A 20853-nucleotide genomic window follows, 5' to 3' on the forward strand; every position below is an offset into this window, starting at 1 on the left:
CCCTTCTACTTGCCGTAATAAGCCTTAAGATACATATCCTTGATTTCCTTCATAAGTGGATATCTTGGGTTTGCACCAGTACACTGGTCATCAAATGCATCTTCTACCATCTGATCAAGAGTAGCAAGGAATTCCTTCTCATCTACGCCATAATCCTTGATTGTCTTCTTGATACCAATCTGCTTCTTAAGTTTTTCGATGCCCTTAATGAAGTTTTCAAATACTTCCTTGTCATCCTTACCTGTAAATCCGCAGAATCTACCACATTCAGCATATCTAGCTAATGTGTGTGGATACTGATACTGTGAGAATGTACCCATCTTTGTAGGTGTTTCTGATGCATTAAATCTCATAACATCTGTAATTAAAAGTGCGTTAGCTATACCATGTGGAAGGTGATGATATGCACCAAGTTTATGTGCCATAGAGTGACATACACCTAAGAATGCATTAGCAAATGCCATACCAGCAAGTGTAGATGCATCTGCCATCTTGCTACGAGCTTCAACGTTAGTTCCGTCTTCATATGCTGTAGGAAGATATTCAAAGATATTCTTCATACTCTTAAGTGCAAGACCATCTGTGTAGTCTGTTGCCATAATTGAAGCGTATGCTTCAAGGTCATGTGTTAATGCATCAATACCTGATGCAGATGTTAAGCCCTTAGGCTGAGTCATCATGTTATCAGTATCAATAATTGCCATATTTGGCATAAGTTCGTAATCAGCGAGTGGGTATTTGCTGCCAGTCTTTTCATCTGTAATAACAGCAAATGGTGTAACTTCTGAACCTGTACCTGAAGATGTTGGAATAGCTACAAAGTAAGCCTTCTCACCCATCTTAGGGAATGTATAGATTCTCTTTCTAATATCACAGAATCTCATAGCCATATCCATGAAGTCTGCTTCTGGATGTTCATATAATACCCACATAATCTTAGCAGCATCCATTGCTGAACCACCACCAAGTGCGATGATTGTATCTGGTTCAAAGCTTCTCATCTGTTCAACACCTTCTAAAGCATTTGCTAAAGTTGGATCTGGCTGAACATTGTAGAATGTTGTATGAACGATACCCATTTCATCAAGTTTATCTGTAATAGCTTTTGAATTTCCATTCTTATATAAGAAAGTATCTGTAACAATAAATGCTCTCTTCTTACCCATAACGTTTTTAAGTTCATCAAGGGCAACTGGCATACATCCTTTTTTGAAGTATACCTTTTCAGGTGTTCTGAACCATAACATATTCTCTCTCCTTTCAGCAACTGTCTTAATATTAAGTAAGTGCTTAACTCCAACATTCTCTGATATTGAGTTACCACCCCATGAACCACAACCAAGTGTAAGTGATGGTGTAAGATCAAAGTTGTAAAGATCACCGATACCACCGTGTGATGTAGGAGTATTTACGAGAATACGACATGTCTTCATTGCTGCCGCATGCTTAGCAAGTTTTTCAGTTTCATTTACGTTTGCGTAAATAGCACCTGTATGTCCGTAACCGCCATCTGCTACAAGCTGTTTAGCTTTTGCAAGTGCGTCATCGAAATCTTTTGCCTTGTACATAGCAAGAACAGGTGATAATTTTTCATGAGCAAATTCCTCAGAAATATCAACTGATTCAACCTCACCGATAAGAATCTTTGTTTCTTCTGGAACCTTAACTCCTGCAAGTTTTGCAATTGTAAATGCGCTCTGACCAACGATTTTAGCATTAAGCGCACCATTTATAATAATTGTCTTTCTAACTTTATCTAGTTCAGCTGGTTTAAGGAAATAACATCCTCTATTCTTAAACTCATCTTTAATTTCTTTATAAATTTTTGAAAGAACGATTACTGACTGTTCTGAAGCACAAATCATACCATTATCAAATGTCTTTGAATGAATGATTGAGTTAACAGCGAGTAATACATCTGCTGAATCATCAATAACAACTGGAGTGTTACCTGCACCAACGCCGAGTGCTGGCTTACCTGATGAATAAGCAGCCTTAACCATACCAGGACCACCTGTAGCAAGGATTGTATCTGCTTCTTTCATAATAAGGTTTGTCAATTCAAGCGATGGCACATCAATCCAATCGATGATTCCTTCTGGAGCTCCTGCCTCAACAGCAGCTTCTAATACAACCTTTGCAGCAGCAATTGTAGATTCCTTAGCTCTTGGATGTGGGCTAATGATAATACCATTTCTTGTTTTAAGAGAAATAAGTGTTTTAAAAATTGCTGTTGATGTTGGGTTAGTTGTTGGAATAACAGCTGCGATAAGACCAATAGGTTCAGCTATTCTCTTTGTACCATATGCCTTATTCTCTTCAATAACCCCGCAAGTCTTTGTATCTCTATATTTATTGTAAATGTACTCGGATGCAAAATGGTTTTTAATAACCTTATCTTCCACGATACCCATGCCTGTTTCTTCTACAGCCATCTTTGCAAGTGGAATTCTCTGTTTGTTAGCTGCTATAGCAGCTGCGAGGAAAATCTTATCAACCTGCTCCTGTGTATATGTAGCAAATTCTTCCTGTGCTTTCTTTACACGGGCAATGGCTGCTTCAAGTTTCTCTACGCTATCAACGATTTCATACTCTTTCTTTTTCGCCATTCCTACGGCCTCCTTATTATTTTTTATTTTCTTCTCTGAATTAAATCAGCGAATCATCTTAAATACATTAAATAAAACCAATAAATAGAATTGTTATTTTTCTTTTATGTTTTTATTTGTTAAAAGTTTAACATTCTTATTCTTCCTTGTCAACCCTTTTTTAGAAATTTTGTTAAGAAATTATCAATTTCATTTATATATATCAAATATAGTTTCTATTATATCTCTTTATTGTAATAATTTATATATAATTATGAGAATTTTTATAATTAAAGTTTTGGCTTTATATTTTTATCGCTTTTTTTGTGATATCAAATCATAAAAAAGAAGAGTATCCTCTTCTTTAAGATTGAGAATACTCTTCTTATAAATTTATAATTTTATATACCTTAACTCTTTCTAAATCCAGCTCTCTTACGAAGTGTAGGATCAAGAATCTTCTTTCTAATTCTTAAATTCTCTGGTGTTACTTCAAGTAACTCATCTGTATCGATAAACTCAAGGCACTGTTCAAGACTTAATATTCTCTTTGGTACAAGTTTAAGCGCATCATCAGCACCTGAAGATCTTGTATTTGTAAGATGCTTTGTCTTACATACATTTACTTCGATGTCATCTGTCTTACCATTCTGACCGATAACCATACCTGAATATACTTTTTCACCAGGTCCGATAAATAATGTACCACGTTCCTGAGCATTGAATAAACCGTATGTTACAGCTTCACCTGCTTCAAATGCAATAAGTGAACCCTGCTTTCTATATTCAATGTCACCCTTGTATGGACCATATCCATCGAAAACTGTATTAATGATACCATTACCCTTTGTATCTGTCATAAACTCGCCACGGTATCCAATAAGACCACGTGATGGAATATTAAATTCAAGTCTTGTATATCCGCCATTACCCTGAGACATATTCTGAAGTTCGCCCTTTCTCTGACTTAACTTCTCAATTACTGATCCAGCAAATTCTTCTGGAACATCAATAACGGCAATCTCCATAGGCTCAAGCTTCTTACCATTCTCATCTTCTTTATATAAAACTTCTGCCTTACTTACAGCAAATTCATATCCTTCACGTCTCATGTTTTCAATTAAAACAGATAAATGAAGTTCACCACGTCCTGACACCTTAAAGCTATCCATATTATCTGTTTCTTCAACACGAAGTGATACGTCTGTATTAAGTTCTCTAAATAATCTTTCTCTAATATGTCTAGAAGTTACAAACTTACCTTCCTGACCTGCAAGCGGACTATCATTTACCATGAACTGCATAGCAATTGTAGGTTCTGAAATCTTCTGGAATGGAATTGCAACTGGATTTTCAGGTGAGCAAATAGTATCACCAATATGAATATCTGCGATACCAGAAATTGCTACGATTGAACCAATCTTAGCTTCATTAACTTCTACCTTATCAAGACCATCAAATTCGTATAACTTACTAATCTTAACTTTCATAAATTTATCAGGTTCATGTGCATTAACAACAACTGCATCCTGATTAACTTTTATAACACCATTATCTACCTTACCAACACCGATACGACCAACATATTCATTGTAATCAATTGTACTAATAAGTACCTGTGTATCAGCATCAGGATCACCTTCTGGTGCAGGTATGTAATTTACGATTGTTTCAAAAAGTGGAATCATATTTTCTGGTGAATCATCTAGTTCTAAAACTGCATGACCCGCTTTAGCTGATGCATATACGAACGGACAATCAAGCTGTTCATCATTAGCATCAAGTTCAATAAAGAGTTCTAATACTTCATCAATAACCTCTGTAGGTCTAGCTTCTGGTCTGTCAATCTTATTGATACATACAATAACTGGAAGTTCAAGTTCTAAAGCTTTTCTTAAAACGAACTTTGTCTGTGGCATTGCTCCCTCATAAGCATCAACTACAAGTACAACACCGTCTACCATCTTAAGTACACGCTCAACTTCTCCACCAAAATCAGCATGACCTGGAGTGTCGATAATGTTAATCTTAATTCCGTTGTAATATACAGCTGTATTCTTTGAAAGAATAGTAATTCCTCTTTCTCTTTCAATATCATTAGAGTCCATTACTCTTTCTACAACTTCCTGATTTTCTCTAAATACACCACTCTGTTTTAATAATTCATCAACAAGTGTTGTTTTACCATGATCTACATGGGCAATAATTGCGATGTTTCTCACATCTTCTCTTTTAGTTTTCATACGATTCCTTTCAATTCTCCGCTAAAATATTTTTTCAGCAAATATCTTCTTCGGATTTTCTTAATCCTTCTTATATATAAACCCAAACGACTATGATTTTATCATATCTGTATTATTTTTCAAGTATTTGTTATGGATATTTTCAAATATAAGCGGATATATATATGTAGCAAATAATATTACAATAAAATATCTAATAACATCTATTAATAATGTTTCTCCAAAAATATGTTTAATTCCAGATTTAATTAATAACATTATTACCAAACCAACTATTAATATGATAGCTTTTTCTTTTATGCTTTTGTTATCAGTTTTAAAATCAAGTTTTGTACTTTCTAAATACCAACCAATTGAAAGTCCATATGAAATCCCAATCATTTTAAAGAAATCATATGCATTTTCTGTATCAATATAATTTGTTTGTACGCATATAACACCAAATGCTGTTAAACATAAACTCACAAATAAGAGTAAAAATAACAATGCTTCTTGTCTTGCTTTATATATAATTCCTCTATCTAACAAATCGTTAAATGCATAGGTTGCAACTATTGAAATCAAAAATCCCATACTAACATCAAGTGGTGTATGCACACCTAAGTACATTCTTGAAAATGCCACACCTATAATAAGTAAAATCAATAATATCTTAGTTATATTTTTCCTAGCCACATAAGCAAATGTTCCATAAAATGAAGATGCACTTTGTGTATGTCCACTTGGGAATGAATATCCTGTTGCATCACTAAGCGCTGATTTTACTGGCTTAATATTCTTGCTTCTAACCCAAGGTCTAGGTACTCTACAAATTATTTTTATACTCCATACCAATATCGCCGATATATAAAATCCAAATATCAATCTATATCCTAATTTTTTATCAACGCACCATACAAGTACACAAACTGCAACTATAACAATTATTTCAGATGCAGCATATGATAAAAGTCTAAACAAAAATGTTAAAAAAGGATTTCTAATATCCTGAAAGAATTCTAATACTTCCATTTATAATTCTCCGTTTCATTTATTTCCTATTAAAAATCATATTTTTAAGTTTTCCAATAATAATATTTATACTTATAATTCCCATATATATTCATCTCCACATATACCATAAGTAATATCTTCCTTGCTAATAAATCTAGCCTGTGCAGATGTTATTTCCGTAACTTTGTCTTCTAATGCCTTTTCATCAGTTTTATCTACAATCAAGTCGATTATAACATTCTCTCCATAAGTTGTTTCAACTTCATGACCACCATTTTGTCTAAGATAATATGAAATCTTACCTGCAGATGTATAATCTACTTCTATATTAAATCTTACTCCATCGCTAACTTCACATATCTTTGCATTCTTAACGGCTTCTACTGATGCTTCTGTATAAGCTCTAACCAGACCACCAGTTCCAAGAAGCACTCCACCAAAATATCTGGTGACAACTATTACAGCATTCTTAATATTTTGTCTTTCTAAAACATCAAGTATAGGCTTTCCTGCTGTGCCCTGTGGTTCACCATCATCACTAAACCTTTTAATCTCCTGGTCTCCTTCGATGACATATGCCATACAGTTATGTCTTGCATCCCAGTATTTTTTCTTCATGGCATTTATAAACTCAATGGCTTCATCTTCAGTTTTTACTTTCTTTATAAACCCAAGGAATCGAGATTTAGTTATTACAACTTCACTCTCGCCATCCTCGATTACATATTTTACTTTATCCATATTTATCCTTACATTTAATAATATAATTATTTTCCATAATATTAATAATAAATCATTTCATATATCTATATAAAAATATATTATATATATTACATAAACATATGTATGAATCAACATCATCGCATATTATACTATATTAAGATTAAAACTTCTAGGATTTTGTATTTATTAAGGAAATGTTAAATATTTGGTACTTTTATTTATATATCATATTTGATATAATATGAAAGTTAGGAGGAAGAGAATCTATGAACTTTACGTATAAGAAGACGGTTGAAAAGCAACGTGAATTAGTTTCACTACAAAGCAAGTTTTCAACCAAATCGTTGATTACAATATTAAAATTAGGTTTATTTTGCTCATTATTTATAGTAGCATTTTTAACATCATTTGGTATAGGAACAATTAAGGGCATTATTGATAATGCGCCTGATCTTAAATCAGTAAATATTGCTCCTAATTCATATCAGTCAAAAGCATATAACACAGATGGTAAAGAGATTGTTACTCTTATCACTGCTGGTTCAAACCGTATTTATGCTAAAATTGATGAAATACCAGATAACTTAAAGAATGCATTTGTTGATATCGAAGATGAACGTTTCTACGAGCATAATGGTATAGATATTCAAGGTATCGGTCGTGCCGCTGTTCAAGTTTTTAAAACAAAGAGTTTATCACAGGGTGCTTCTACTATTACACAGCAGGTTATAAAGAACAATGTATTTGCTGGTCTTTGGGAAGGCAACCAGACATACGGCTCTTTGATTAGGCGTAAGATTCAGGAACAGTATTTGGCTGTTAAACTTGAAAAAGAACTAAAAAAAGAAGAAATTCTTGAAAGTTATTTAAATACAATAAACTTAGGTTCTAATACACTTGGTGTACAGGCTGCCGCTCATCGTTACTTTAACAAGGATGTTAAGGATTTAAATTTAGCTGAATGTACAGTTATTGCTGCTATCACTCAGAATCCGGCTTACTTAGAACCTATTCATCATAGTGATGAAAACAATGTTAGAAGAACTACTATTTTACAGTACATGCTTAAAAATGGTCATATAACTCAAGAAGAATACGACGAAGCTATAAACTTTGATTATTCAAAGAATATCTTAGAAGAAGATCCTAACAGAAAGTCATATTCAGAATATACATACTTTGTCGACCAGTTAATTTCAGATATTCTTAATGATTTACAGGTTCAAAAAGGATATACATATACTCAGGCATATCAGTTGCTTTATAGTGGCGGATTAAAAATCTATTCAACTCAAGATTCGAAAATTCAGGAGATTTGTGATAAAGAGCTTTCTAATGATGCTAATTATCCAGCCACAATTAAATATTCATTTAACTGGGCTTTCTCAGTTAAAAATTTAAAAGATGGTACTATTGAGAATTATTCAGAGAATTCAATTAAGTATTATCACAGAGTTACTCTTGAAGAACAAAACTTCAAACTAATCTTCTCTTCTAAGAAAGAATGCAGAGATTGTGTTAAGAAATATAAAAAATATTTATTTCCAAAAGGAATCCCTACGGATTCTAAAGACTATAGAGTTCTTGGTGAAACAATTAGTTACACTAAACAGCCACAGGCTTCATTCACAGTAATTGACCAATCCACAGGTTATGTAAAAGCCATTGTGGGTGGACGTGGTAAAAAATCTGGTAACATGACACTTAACCGTGCCACTCAAAGTAAACGTCAGCCAGGCTCTACTTTCAAGGTTGTTGGTGTTTATGCACCAGCCATTGATGAAATGGGATATACTTTAAAAACTAAGATGGACAATAGTCGTTATAGTTATGCTAACGGACGAGCTGTTTCTAACTGGGATGGTCACTATGGTGGTTCATACTCAATTAAACAAGCCATTGCTCAGTCTATGAATATCATCGCCGTTAGAACACTTACAGACATTGGTGTTGAAAAAGGTTTTGATAAATTAAAAGAATTTGGTATTACTACTCTTGTTGAAGACAGAGTATTGCAGGATGGTACAGTTCTTTCTGATAAGAACCAGGCTCTTGCCCTTGGTGGTATTACAGACGGTGTTACAAATTTAGAGCTTACTGCTGCTTATGCTGCAATTGCTAATAACGGTGTTTATAATAAACCAGTTTTATATACTCAGGTTGTTGATAGTTCAGGACTTATTATCCTCGATAATACAACACCTAAATCACATAAGGTTATAAAGGCCGGTACTGCTGCTCAGCTTACAGAAGCTATGGAAGAAGTTGTTAATGGACATGGTACTGCTGGTAATCATATTCATGCAAAAGATTTACATGTAGCTGGTAAGACAGGTACAACATCAAGTCAGTACGACTTATGGTTTGTTGGTTTCACTCCATATCTAACAGCTGGTGTTTGGTTTGGATATGATGAAAACTCCGATTTAGGTAATGGAACAATATTCTACCACGAAGACTTGTGGAGCAAGATAATGGACCAGGTTACTGATGAATTTAAATATAAAGATAAACCATTTGAATTTGACTTATCAGGTGATGATGATGTAGTTGGAATTGAGGTATGTAAGGAATCTGGACTTCTTCCAAATGGAGATGCTTGTAAAGAAACAGAGATTAAATACTTCCCTAATGACGATGTTCCAACTAAGAAGTGTAATAAACATGGCGTACAACGCAGGTCATATAGTTCAGAGAATAATTTCTCTAATAGCACTACTGATGAATCTAGAAATAATAATAACAATGGTAATAACAGTAACAACAGCAATAATAGTAATCAGAGAAATAACAATTCAAATGATGAATAATTAAAGATAATAAGAAAGTCGCTAGTATAAACTAGCGACTTTCCCTTTTTTGAATAAATTTAAGGAATGATCAAAATCTAGATTAAATACCTTTAATCTTATAAATGAACTTAACCTGTGATTTTTGATTATCTGTTTTACCTGCAAAACTCTGATAGTTTTGTCCAGCCTTAACTGTTTCTACTAATCTTTCGTATGCACCATCAGAACCTTTTAATGCATCAGTTAATTTCTGTATTCCTTCCTCATCAAATTTAATCATACCATTATCTAAGCTTGTTGTTCCTTCATGTAATTGTGATACTGCATCCTTAATCTTCTCTGCTGCGTTATCAATCTGTCTTGCTCCACTATTTAATTTCTTGTTATTATCACTAATAGTTCCAAGTCCTTCATCAACTGCTTCAATTCCTGAAACGAATTTTCCAAGACCATTATTAAAACTATATGTTCCTTTATAAAGATCCTGTGTTCCACTATAAAGTGTACCTACACCACTATCTACTTGTGCTGTTCCTGATTCAAGTTCAACCAATCCATCATATAATGATTTTGTTCCGTTTTTAAGTGTTTTCGAACCTGTATATGCACCAGTAACCCCCTTATCTAGTTCATCGATACCATCAACAATCTTTGTCATACCATCATTAAGTTCTAATGCACCTTTACTTAAACTTTCTACTCCGCCAACATAATTTTTCAAACTACTATCAAATCCTACATTTATGTATTCACCTTTTTCGTTTTTCATGAAGTTGCCTTCTGCATCCTTAACACCGTTATATCCCATTTCTACCTTTGATGCCACATTATCAAGTCCATCAACAACATTTGTAAGACCTGGGTTAGTTTCAGTTCCATCGCCATATAATGCTCCATACAAATTAAGAATTGAAGCTGCCTGTTCAGTCATTCCTGCCTGACTAAGTTGCGAATAGAGACTAAGTAAACTTTCCTTATTCTGCTTTATTGCATCACTATATTTTTTAGCTCCATCAGCATACTGTTTAATTCCTGATATTCCCTGACTAATAGATGCACTTCCATCTATTAAATTCTTATCATTTGCTGTTAGTGTAGCAAATCCTCCATCTAATTTATCAATACCTGCATCAATCAATCCGATACCACTCTTTAATGCACCTGATCCTGTACTTAGTTTCTTAAGTCCATCTCTTAAATCCTTAGCTCCATCATCTAATTTCTTAGAACCATTTTTAGCTGATTTAGCTCCTGTATTTAAATCAGATGTTCCCTTCTTTAAAGTTTTAACACCGTTCTTTAACTTCTTTGATCCTTTATTAATCTTCTTAGATGCTTTTGATAACGTCTTTCCACCTTTAACAATTTTATTGGCTCCTTTTTTTGCTTTTTTAACACCACCAGTATAATCTTTTATACCCTTCTTTAAATCAGATGTTCCATCAGCAAATTCTTCCATCTTTCCATCAAGTTCACTAACACCATCATCAAGTTTTCCAGTTCCTTCAACAAGTTTTTCACTTGATTCTGAAAGTTTACCTGATGCTTCATCAAGATCATTTATAAGATCTTTAACATCCCCATTTTCAAGATTTATATCATCAAAAAGCGATGTTGTAATTAAAGACATTGAATCACCTAATTCAAAATCCTTTACATTTGCTTTAATCTCAATATAATCTGGAATGTCCAATTCAACCTTTTTATCCTTAATATTTTCAAGCTTTAAATTATCACTTAAATTAGGAATAGCATAACCAATAACAATATTATGTGTTCCATCAGATACTAATTTGCCATTTGTCACTTCAATATCACTGAATTTATCGGTATCAACTAATAGTCCTGTAAGTACAACAAATGGAGTATATATTTCCTCTTTCTTACCTTCGATTTCAACTTCATTCTTTAGATTATTTGTATAATCATATCTTATTACAACTTCACCACTCTTACCTTTTAAATCTTTTGCAGAAATTTCCTTTCCATCTAATGTATACTTTGGTGTAATTGTAACTGGAACTTCTTTCTTAGCATTACCTCTATAATAAATATCTTTTCCATTGCTTTTCCAGGTTATGTTGCCGTCATCTCCCACTTTTACGTTTTCATCCCCCTTAACATTTTCCAAATCATCAAGGTTTGCCACATCTTTAATGTCGCCAACATAACCATTGGTCTTTAACCATTCACTAACGACGGTTTCATCTATCTTTCCATTACTATCTGCAATTACATAAACTGTCTCTTCTTTATCTGTATCCTTATCTTCAGTATTAGCCTGTGCTGTAACTGCACTAAGCAAAACACCATTCTCCTCTATGGACGCTTTAGAATTTGTATTATTAACGCTCACATTTTTATTACTACATCCACAAAGAAGTGATGCTATAAGTGATAATGAAACTAAAGCTGTACTTACTTTATATACATATTTTTTCCTCATTGTTGTATCCTCCTTAAATTTATTCTATTTTTTTTTCAAATTCATTTTTCACCCTGAATTTATGCTTATCTAATCAATATACATTCTACTTAAATCCAATACTTGTTTTTCTTATCAATCCATCAAATATCATAAACATGGCTGGTAAGAATAATAGTACACAGAACATACTAATAATCGCACCTCTTGAAATCATTAAACAAAGTGAACTAATCATGTCAATCTTTGAGTAAATTGCAACCCCAATCGTTGCTGCACAGAAACTAAGACCGCTTACCACTATTGATTTTGCACTACTTGATGAAGCTATTCTTACTGCTTCTTTTTTACTCATTCCATTATTTCGTTCCTTCTTATATCTTGTCGTCATAAGGATTGCATAATCAACTGTAGCACCAAGCTGAATAGTTCCAATTACAACTGAAGATATAAACGGAATTGTTGTTCCTGTATAATATGAGATTGCCATATTAATAAAGATTGCAAGTTCAATTACTGCAACTAAAATAACTGGAAGTGAAATTGACTTAAATGTAATTAAGATAATTAAGAATATAGCTCCAATTGAAACCACATTAACTGTCTTAAAATCCTTATCCGTAATATCGATCAAATCCTTTGTACAAGGAGCTTCACCAATCAGCATTGCCTTTTCATCATACTTATCAATTATTTTATTTAACTCATCCACCTGTCTGTTAACTTCATCAGATGCTACCTTATAATCAGAAAATACAAATGCTAATTTCCATTTATCATCTGCAAGTTCATCCTTAATCTTATCCGGAACAAATTCATCAGGTATTGATGGATCAACAAAACTATCATATGATAAAACTGTTTCAACACCTTTTACCTTTTCAAGTTCCTTAGCCATCTCGGCTGACTTTGATGCACTTAAATTTGAATCCATCAATATCATATGTGTTGAATTTGTATCGAATAATTCATTTAATTTGACATTTGCTGCACGACTCTTATAACTTACTGGTATTGTTTCATCCAAGTTATAATAAACATCAACATTATTATTTCCATGTAATGCTGGTATCAATATTACTATGTATAGCACCAATAGCAGCAAATGCTTTCTTGTTACGAACTTCGCTATTCCTTTAAATTCAGGTAATAATGGTTTATGTCTTCTTTTATCTATTGTTTTTTCAAATAATAATAGTATTGCTGGTAAAAGAGTTACACATTCAATAACACCAATTACTACACCTTTTATCATTACGATTCCTATATCAAGTCCCAAAGTAAAACTCATAAAACAGAGCGCTAAAAATCCAGCAACTGTTGTTATTGAACTAGCTGTTACTGAAACAATGGTGTTTGATATTGCATGAGACATTGCTCTTTTTGAATCATCCGGGAATTTTTCCTTATATTCCTTAAAGGAGTTATATAAGAATATGGAATAATCCATAGTGACACCAAGTTGTAATACTGCAGCAAGCGCCTTTGTAATATATGAGATTTCTCCCATAAAAATATTACTTCCTAAGTTATATACAATTGACATTCCTATACTTACCAAAAATAATACCGGTACTATGAACGAATCCATGGCAACGCCTAAAACTATAAGTGTTAAAATTCCAGCAATAACAACATAAACTGGTGTCTCAGTATTTGCTATAATTTTTGTATCCGTAACTACCGCTGACATACCACTTAAGAAACATTGTTCATTAGAGATTTCTCTAATATCTTCTATTGCCTTCATGGTTAAATCATCAGATGTTGTCTTATCATACATAATAAGCATCATTGTTGCATTTCCATTATTAAATGCATTAACGATTTTATCTGGTAATAATTCCATTGGAACTGTAATGTCCATTAATGAGTCATACCAAATAACCTTATGAACGCCTTCTACTTTTTCGATCTTTCCCTTTAGTTTTTCTACGTCCTTTTCTTTCATATCGTCAACTATGAAGAATGAAAATCCACCGGAGCCAAATTCATTAACTAGTATGTTCTGTCCTTTCATCGTTTCAATGTCACTTGGCAAATACGATAAAATATCATAATTAATTCTTGTATTTGCATAACCTATTATAGATGGAATTAGCAACAGAACATAAAGTACTATTATTAAGCCTCGATGTTTTACAATTGTTTTTCCTAATTTCCTAGCCATAATAACTCTCCTTAAATTAATTCAAACTTCTTTTTCATTTATGAAAAAGCTTTACAATTGATAATATTTTTCAAAACTGACTATCAGTCATTTTTGATTTCAACTGAATTATAACTCAAAACTGACTAGTAGTCAATATTTGTTTCTAAAATATTGATAAATTTATTTTTTTCATTTATACTATTCTAAGAAATCATTGTTTTTTGCTTGAATACTTGCATGTTTTTTAATTACATTTCAAAGCATATTCTAAAAATCAGGAGTTTATTTATGAGTAAAATTGATAAGAAAAAGAAAGAAAAAAAAGAATCACTTCTTGCTACAGCATTTGAATTATTTACCACTACTGGTTTTAATAAAACCTCTATTTCTGATATTTCAAAAAATGCAGGTGTTGGTAAAGGTACATTTTACCTTTATTTTAGAGATAAATATGATATTAGAAATAAATTAATAGCTCATAAGTCTAATGAGCTTTTTAATAAAGCTCATAATGAACTATTAAAACATTCTGATATTATAGATATTGAAGATAAGATTATCTTCATAGTTGACTATACTATTGATGAGTTAAAAGAAAATCAAAGATTACTTAATTTTATTTCTAAAAACCTTGGATGGGGGATTTTTAAAAATGCCCTTACTAACTACTCTCCTAGTGATGAGAATGAAGTTTCTTTCTTAGATTACTACATGAATATGATTAATGATGATAAATATAAATTCAAAGCTCCAGAAGTTATGCTTTTCTTAATTATTGAACTGGTTAGTTCAACATGTTATAGTGCAATTCTTTATAATGAACCACTTTCAATCGATGATTTAAAACCATATTTATATTCAACAATTAGAAATATAATTAAGGATAATATTATAGACTAATCCATAAAAATGATATATAATTATTAAGAATAAATTTTCAAATTTAGGAGTATATTTTGGATACCGCGAACATAATTAAACTAGTAATTTTAATAATATTGCTTATTCTCTCAGGCTTTTTTTCATCTGCAGAGACTGCTTTGACGACCTTAAATCGCATTAAGTTAAACTTAGCAGCATCAAGTGGTGATAAAAAAGCTATTCTTTTAGTTAAAATTACTAGCAATTCTTCAAAGATGCTTAGCGCAATTCTTATTGGTAACAATATTGTTAACCTTTCAGCATCAGCTCTTGCAACTATTCTCGCTCAAAACATATGGGGTAATAAATACGTATCATTTGCTACAGGTATTCTTACCTTCCTTGTGTTAATTTTTGGTGAGATTATACCTAAAACTGTTGCAAGTCTTTATCCTGAAAAGATCGCATACTTATACACATATATAATAAATATTTTAATGATTATATTAACACCATTTATATTTATTGTAGATAAAATTTCATATGTTCTATTAATGTGTCTTGGTATTGATACTAATAAAAAAAGAGACATTATAACTGAAGCTGAACTTCGTGGTATTGTAAGTGCTTCTACTAAGCATGGTATCATTGAAGATTCTGAAGAAGACATCATTAATAATGTATTTGATTTATCTGACGCTCTTGCTAAGGACATTATGGTTCCTAGAATAGACATTTGTAGTACTAGTGTTGACACTCCAATGAGCGACTTTTATGAGCTTGTTAGAGATAACAAGTATACTCGAATTCCAATTTATGAAAATACAATCGATAATATTATCGGTTTTGTTAATATAAAAGACGTATTTTTTGATATAATAAGCAAGGAGAATAAAAAGAAACGTAAAAAAGAGAATTTAAGAGATTACATTAGAGCTACTATTTATACTTTTGAGCAGAAAAACTTATACGAACTTCTCGATGAAATGATGGAGCAATCCATTCCTCTCGCTGTCGTTCTTGATAGTCACTCTGCTGTAGCTGGTATTATTTCTCTTGAAGATATATTAGAAGAACTTGTTGGTGAAATCAGAGATGAATTTGATAGTGATGAAGTTGATACAATTAGAAAGGCTGACAAAAGCCATTACATAGTATCTGGAATCACAAGAATTGAAGATTTCAACGACTTCTTCAACACAAAAATCACATCCGATGATTATGACTCAATTAGTGGTATTATTTTGGAAAAACTTGATAGAATTCCATCTATTGGTGATACCATTGAAATTGAAGATTTAACTATTAAAGTTACTAAACTCGATAAACAAAGAATTGACACATTAATTGTATATAAAACAAAATCAAAACAAAAGGAGGATTGATATGAGACATTTAATTAGCCCAATGGATTTATCAGTAAAAGAACTTGATGATCTTTTAGACCTTGCCTGTGATATCGAAAAGAATATAGATAAGTACAGCCATGCTTGCAGTGGTAAAAAGATTGCTACTCTTTTCTATGAACCATCCACAAGAACAAGACTTAGTTTTGAGGCTGCCATGATTAATTTAGGTGGACAGGTTTTAGGATTTTCTTCAGCCGATTCAAGTTCAGCTGCTAAGGGTGAAAGCTTATCAGACACTATAAGAGTTGTATCTTGTTACGCTGACATTGCAGCTATTAGACATCCAAAAGAAGGTGCAGCACTTGTAGCATCAGCTAAATCAAACATACCAGTTATAAATGCAGGTGACGGTGGTCATCAGCACCCTACACAGACGCTAACGGATTTGCTAACAATCAAATCTCTTAAAGGACGTCTTGATAATATTACCATTGGTCTATGTGGTGATCTAAAATTTGGTAGAACTGTTCACTCATTAATTAATGCTCTTGCAAGATATTCAAATATTAAGTTCATTCTTATCTCACCTAAAGAGTTAAGAGTTCCAGACTATATTAGAGATAATGTCCTTAAAGCAAATAATATTCCATATGTTGAAGCTGACAAATTAGAGGATGTTATGCCTGAATTGGATATCTTATATATGACTCGTGTTCAAAGAGAACGTTTCTTTAACGAAGAAGATTACATCCGCATGAAGGATTACTATATTTTAGATAAACCTAAAATGGAACTAGGAAAGGAAGATTTACTTGTATTACATCCACTTCCACGAGTTAATGAAATAGCTCCAGAAGTTGATGATGATCCAAGAGCAGTATATTTTAAACAAGCTCAATATGGTGTATATGTAAGAATGGCTCTTATACTTACACTTCTTGGAATTAAAGTAGATTAATTAATAGTTAGTATCAAAATAATACTAACTATTAAAATAAATAATTAGGAGGTATGCTATGCTTAACGTTGGACAGTTAAATAACGGTTTTGTACTTGATCATATTAAAGCTGGTAAAGCCATGCATATATATAACTACCTTGGTCTTGATAAACTTGATTGCCAGGTAGCAATAATAAAAAATGCTAGAAGCCAAAAGCTAGGAAAAAAAGACATTATTAAAATTGAAGGTCCACTTGATATTGTGGATTTTGATATACTTGGTTTTATAGATTGTAACATCACTGTTAACATTATTGAAAACGGTGAACTTACTGGTAAGAAACAACTCACACTTCCAAAAGTTGTAACTAATGTATTAAAGTGTAAGAATCCAAGATGTATTACTACTGTTGAACAGGGATTAGATCAGGTATTTATATTATCAGATCCTGCTATTCCGCTCTACAGATGTAAATATTGTGAAGAGAAATACGCAAGTTTATAATATTTATATAAATACCCCCCTTTAGGTTTAATATGCAACCATAATATTTGGTCATATCAAATCTAAAGGGGTTTTATTTATTCATAAACTACTTCTCTTGTTTCGTGATTACATAACGATTATCAAATGCATAAATTCACGCTTTCAAAGCTTTCCTCATCGAGTAAACAAATAAAAAAGACATCATATAAATGATGTCCTTTTAGTAGCGAGAGGGGGATTTGAACCCTCGACACCACGGGTATGAACCGTGTGCTCTAGCCAACTGAGCTATCTCGCCATATATAATTAAATTTATTTAATTTGCAATTTTGTTATGTTATATGGGACCTACAGGGCTCGAACCTGTGACCCCCTGCTTGTAAGGCAGGTGCTCTCCCAGCTGAGCTAAGATCCCTCAGCAGTTTTGACTGCCTTAATAGTATACTAATTATGTTCAATATTGTCAACTCTTTTTTCACTTTTTTTGAATATTTTTTTATAAATTTTTAATCCTCTTCTATTCAAATAATTTTAAGATTTTTTATTACACTTTTTTCACTATTTTTCCTATTGTGATATAATTATTATATAAATAAAAAACATAATTATTCTAATATGAAAGGATGTGTGTTTATGAGCGAAATAGATATGAAAATTATGACTGATACAAAAAGAATAGCTATGAGACCTCGTGTAGAAAGATATTTAGAAATCTACGAAGATGCTGTTTCAGATGTCGAAAACGAAGAAAAAACTGATCGTGTATTTTCTAACATGTTAACACAAATTCAATTTTTCCAACACGAAAGATTAATCCACCTTATAGTTACCGCAACTGTTGTACTTATTTACTTCATTGTAACAGGCCTTATGATGTTTTCTACATCAGTTGGTAGTTTATTGGTACTAACTCTTCTATTCACTTTATTAGCAATCTTGCTTTTCTTCTACATAAACCATTACTTCTTTCTAGAAAGAAGCATACAACGAATGTATAACCAGTATGACATATTATACGACAGACTATATAAAAAGAATAGTCCATTGGTAAAGAATTAGATAGTATTTATATTCAAAAAAAGGAAAACCCGTTAAAAAGGCTTTCCTTTTTTATTACTATTAAATATAAAAACTATTCTACTGAATCAATAAGTTCAAGTGTACGTTCTTCTGCCTGCTTTACACATAAAGCAACGAAGTCTTCGAGTTTTAAGCCATTCATCTGCTTATTACCTCTTACGTTAACTGATACTGTTCCTTCTTCTGCTTCCTTATCACCGATGATAACAATATATGGCTCTTTATACTTTTTAAAGCCTTTAATCTTTGTTTTCATATTCTCATCAGAATAATCAGCCTCCACTCTGATATGAGCCTTTCTAAGTGCTTTTTCAACCTTCTTAGCGTACTCATTATGCTCTGCTCTAATTGGAACAATACCAACCTGGTATGGTGACATCCAGAATGGAAATACCCCCTTGAAGTTTTCAATTAATATACCAATAAATCTTTCAAATGAACCAAAGATAGCTCTATGAATCATAACTGGCTGTTTCTGTGATCCGTCTGCAGCAACATACTTAAGATCAAAGTTAAGTGGCAACTGGAAGTCTAACTGAATTGTACCCATCTGCCATTCACGACCGATGCAGTCCTTCATCTTAAGATCAATCTTAGGACCATAGAACGCACCATCGCCTTCATTGATTTCATATCCACCTTCACCATACTTCTTATCTAAAATCTTCTTTAAAGCTGCTTCTGCGCTATCCCAGAGTTCTGGAGCGCCCATAAAGTCATCAGGTCTTGTTGAAAGTTCAGCTTCATATGTAAGACCAAATGTCTCATAGATGAATTTTGCAATATCCATGATATCACTAATTTCATCTTCAATCATGTCTTCTGTAAGGAATGTATGATCATCGTCCTGATGGAACATCTGAACTCTGAATAAACCATTTAATTCGCCTGATTTTTCTTTTCTATGAATAACCTGTGTCTCACTATATCTAAGTGGTAATTCCTTATAACTGTGAAGACCATTCTTATATACATTAATAGCATTAGGACAGTTCATAGGCTTAAGAGCAAATTCAACATCAGTTTCAATGTTTTCTTCACCAGATTCTTCATCTACATAAGCATTTGTTACAAGAAACATGTTTTCCTTATAATGTCCCCAATGTCCTGATGTTTCCCAAAGTTTTTTATGGTTAGCTACAGGTGATAAAATCTCCTGATAACCATATTCGTCATGAAGTTCTCTCCAGAAGTTGAGGATTGCATTATACATCTTAAAACCTCTTGGAAGCCAGTATGGCATACCTGGAGCTGATTCATCAAACATAAATAACTCCTGTTCTGGTCCAATCTTCTTATGATCTCTTTCCATAGCTTCTTTAACGAAATCAAGATGCTCCTTTAATTCCTGTTTAGAAGGGAAGGCATACATGTAAATACGCTGTAACTGATCATTCTTTTCATTACCTCTCCAGTATGAACCTGAAGCTGATTTAACTTTATATGCGCAATTAAGTAATTCCTGTGAATTAGCAACGTGAGGTCCTCTACAAAGATCGACAAAATCCTCACCTGTGTAGTAAATAGTAATCTTCTCACCTTCAGGAAGGTCTTTAATTAATTCTTCTTTATATTTCTGGCCTTTAAAAATTTCAAGAGCTTCAGCTGGGCTAACTTCTTTACATACCCAATCTTCTTTTCTTCTTAAAATTTCACGCATCTTATCTTCAATTGCCTTGTAATCCTCTGTCTGAATTGGACGTGGAAGCATAAAATCATAATAAAAACCATCATCTATCTGTGGTCCAATTGCAATTTGTACGTTTTCCTTACCAAAAATTTCCATAACAGCCTTAGCCATTACGTGTGCAAGTGAGTGTCTGTACACACTTAAGAAATACTCTCTGTTATCACTCATTATTCTACCTCCTAAAATATAAATCTCCGAAACCGCTACGCTTGTTTCGGGATTGAAATCAGTCGTCAAATACATTCAAGCAAGCTTGATGTGCTTGACTCGTTGCAAACAAATAAGTCCCTTGTACTAAGTACAAGGGACGTTAATAAACGCGGTTCCACCCAAGTTGCCATATTTAGTAAATACAGCCTCTCTTATGATTATAACGGAATCACCGTATTCATTTCATTAATCAATAATTAACTACTAAGAATCCCTCCAAGGTAGTTTTCAGATAAAACTTAATCTAGATTGCTCTCAGCTTATAACAATCTTCTCTGTCGATAAGACTTTTATCCTACTGTCCTTTTCAACGGTTTAAA

At 32.6% G+C, this 20853-nt stretch carries 13 protein-coding genes, 2 tRNA genes and 1 other annotated feature; of the genes, 6 read left to right on the forward strand and 9 right to left on the reverse strand.

Going from position 1 to position 20853, the window contains the following annotated elements; translation table 11 throughout:
- Positions 1 to 5: 5 nt before the first annotated feature.
- The 4 genes from adhE to B5D16_RS09240 form a co-directional block, all read right to left on the reverse strand.
- Complete coding sequence (gene adhE / locus B5D16_RS09225; RefSeq protein WP_078766702.1) at positions 6 to 2609, reverse strand: bifunctional acetaldehyde-CoA/alcohol dehydrogenase; 2604 nt, start codon at positions 2607 to 2609, stop codon at positions 6 to 8.
- Between the two features lie 389 nt (positions 2610 to 2998).
- Positions 2999 to 4831 carry a translational GTPase TypA gene (typA, locus tag B5D16_RS09230; RefSeq protein ID WP_078766703.1) on the reverse strand — a complete coding sequence of 611 codons (1833 nt, stop codon included), beginning with the start codon at positions 4829 to 4831 and terminating at the stop codon, positions 2999 to 3001.
- Between the two features lie 90 nt (positions 4832 to 4921).
- A complete protein-coding gene (locus B5D16_RS09235) occupies positions 4922 to 5842 on the reverse strand; it encodes a phosphatase PAP2 family protein (RefSeq protein ID WP_078766704.1) in 921 nt (306 codons plus the stop codon).
- 72 nt (positions 5843 to 5914) lie between these two features.
- Entirely contained in the window at positions 5915 to 6565 is a 651-nt protein-coding gene (locus B5D16_RS09240; protein ID WP_078766705.1) for a YigZ family protein, read from the reverse strand.
- A gap of 248 nt (positions 6566 to 6813) precedes the next feature.
- Between B5D16_RS09240 and B5D16_RS09245 the strand changes: the two genes are divergently transcribed.
- Positions 6814 to 9357: a transglycosylase domain-containing protein gene (locus B5D16_RS09245; RefSeq protein ID WP_078766706.1), complete on the forward strand. Its 2544-nt coding sequence runs from the start codon at positions 6814 to 6816 to the stop codon at positions 9355 to 9357.
- Between the two features lie 82 nt (positions 9358 to 9439).
- On the opposite strand, the gene B5D16_RS09250 is transcribed toward B5D16_RS09245, so the two are convergent.
- Complete coding sequence (locus tag B5D16_RS09250) at positions 9440 to 11785, reverse strand: YhgE/Pip domain-containing protein (protein ID WP_078766707.1); 2346 nt, start codon at positions 11783 to 11785, stop codon at positions 9440 to 9442.
- Positions 11786 to 11870: 85 nt separating this feature from the next.
- Positions 11871 to 13934: an efflux RND transporter permease subunit gene (locus B5D16_RS09255; RefSeq protein WP_078766708.1), complete on the reverse strand. Its 2064-nt coding sequence runs from the start codon at positions 13932 to 13934 to the stop codon at positions 11871 to 11873.
- Between the two features lie 270 nt (positions 13935 to 14204).
- On the opposite strand from B5D16_RS09255, the gene B5D16_RS09260 reads away from it, so the two are divergent.
- The 4 genes from B5D16_RS09260 to B5D16_RS09275 are packed head-to-tail and all read left to right on the forward strand — an operon-like array spanning position 14205 to position 17571.
- Complete coding sequence (locus tag B5D16_RS09260) at positions 14205 to 14816, forward strand: TetR/AcrR family transcriptional regulator (protein ID WP_078766709.1); 612 nt, start codon at positions 14205 to 14207, stop codon at positions 14814 to 14816.
- 56 nt (positions 14817 to 14872) lie between these two features.
- Complete coding sequence (locus B5D16_RS09265; protein WP_078766710.1) at positions 14873 to 16162, forward strand: HlyC/CorC family transporter; 1290 nt, start codon at positions 14873 to 14875, stop codon at positions 16160 to 16162.
- A 1-nt stretch (position 16163) separates the two neighbouring features.
- Positions 16164 to 17084: an aspartate carbamoyltransferase gene (gene pyrB, locus B5D16_RS09270; RefSeq protein WP_078766711.1), complete on the forward strand. Its 921-nt coding sequence runs from the start codon at positions 16164 to 16166 to the stop codon at positions 17082 to 17084.
- Positions 17085 to 17142: 58 nt separating this feature from the next.
- A complete protein-coding gene (locus B5D16_RS09275) occupies positions 17143 to 17571 on the forward strand; it encodes an aspartate carbamoyltransferase regulatory subunit (protein WP_078766712.1) in 429 nt (142 codons plus the stop codon).
- A gap of 206 nt (positions 17572 to 17777) precedes the next feature.
- Here B5D16_RS09275 and B5D16_RS09280 read toward each other — a convergent pair.
- Positions 17778 to 17851: transfer RNA gene (locus B5D16_RS09280), tRNA-Met, on the reverse strand.
- A 44-nt stretch (positions 17852 to 17895) separates the two neighbouring features.
- Positions 17896 to 17968: transfer RNA gene (locus B5D16_RS09285), tRNA-Val, on the reverse strand.
- A 218-nt stretch (positions 17969 to 18186) separates the two neighbouring features.
- Here B5D16_RS09285 and B5D16_RS09290 point away from each other — a divergent pair.
- On the forward strand, positions 18187 to 18612 hold the full coding sequence (locus B5D16_RS09290; protein WP_078766713.1) for a hypothetical protein: 426 nt from the start codon (positions 18187 to 18189) through the stop codon (positions 18610 to 18612).
- 73 nt (positions 18613 to 18685) lie between these two features.
- Here B5D16_RS09290 and thrS read toward each other — a convergent pair whose 3' ends face one another.
- Complete coding sequence (gene thrS, locus B5D16_RS09295; protein ID WP_078766714.1) at positions 18686 to 20491, reverse strand: threonine--tRNA ligase; 1806 nt, start codon at positions 20489 to 20491, stop codon at positions 18686 to 18688.
- Positions 20492 to 20623: 132 nt separating this feature from the next.
- Positions 20624 to 20853, reverse strand: a binding site (T-box leader).

The sequence above is a fragment of the Eubacterium uniforme genome (genome assembly GCF_900167115.1).
Taxonomy (GTDB): domain Bacteria; phylum Bacillota; class Clostridia; order Lachnospirales; family Lachnospiraceae; genus Eubacterium_S; species Eubacterium_S uniforme.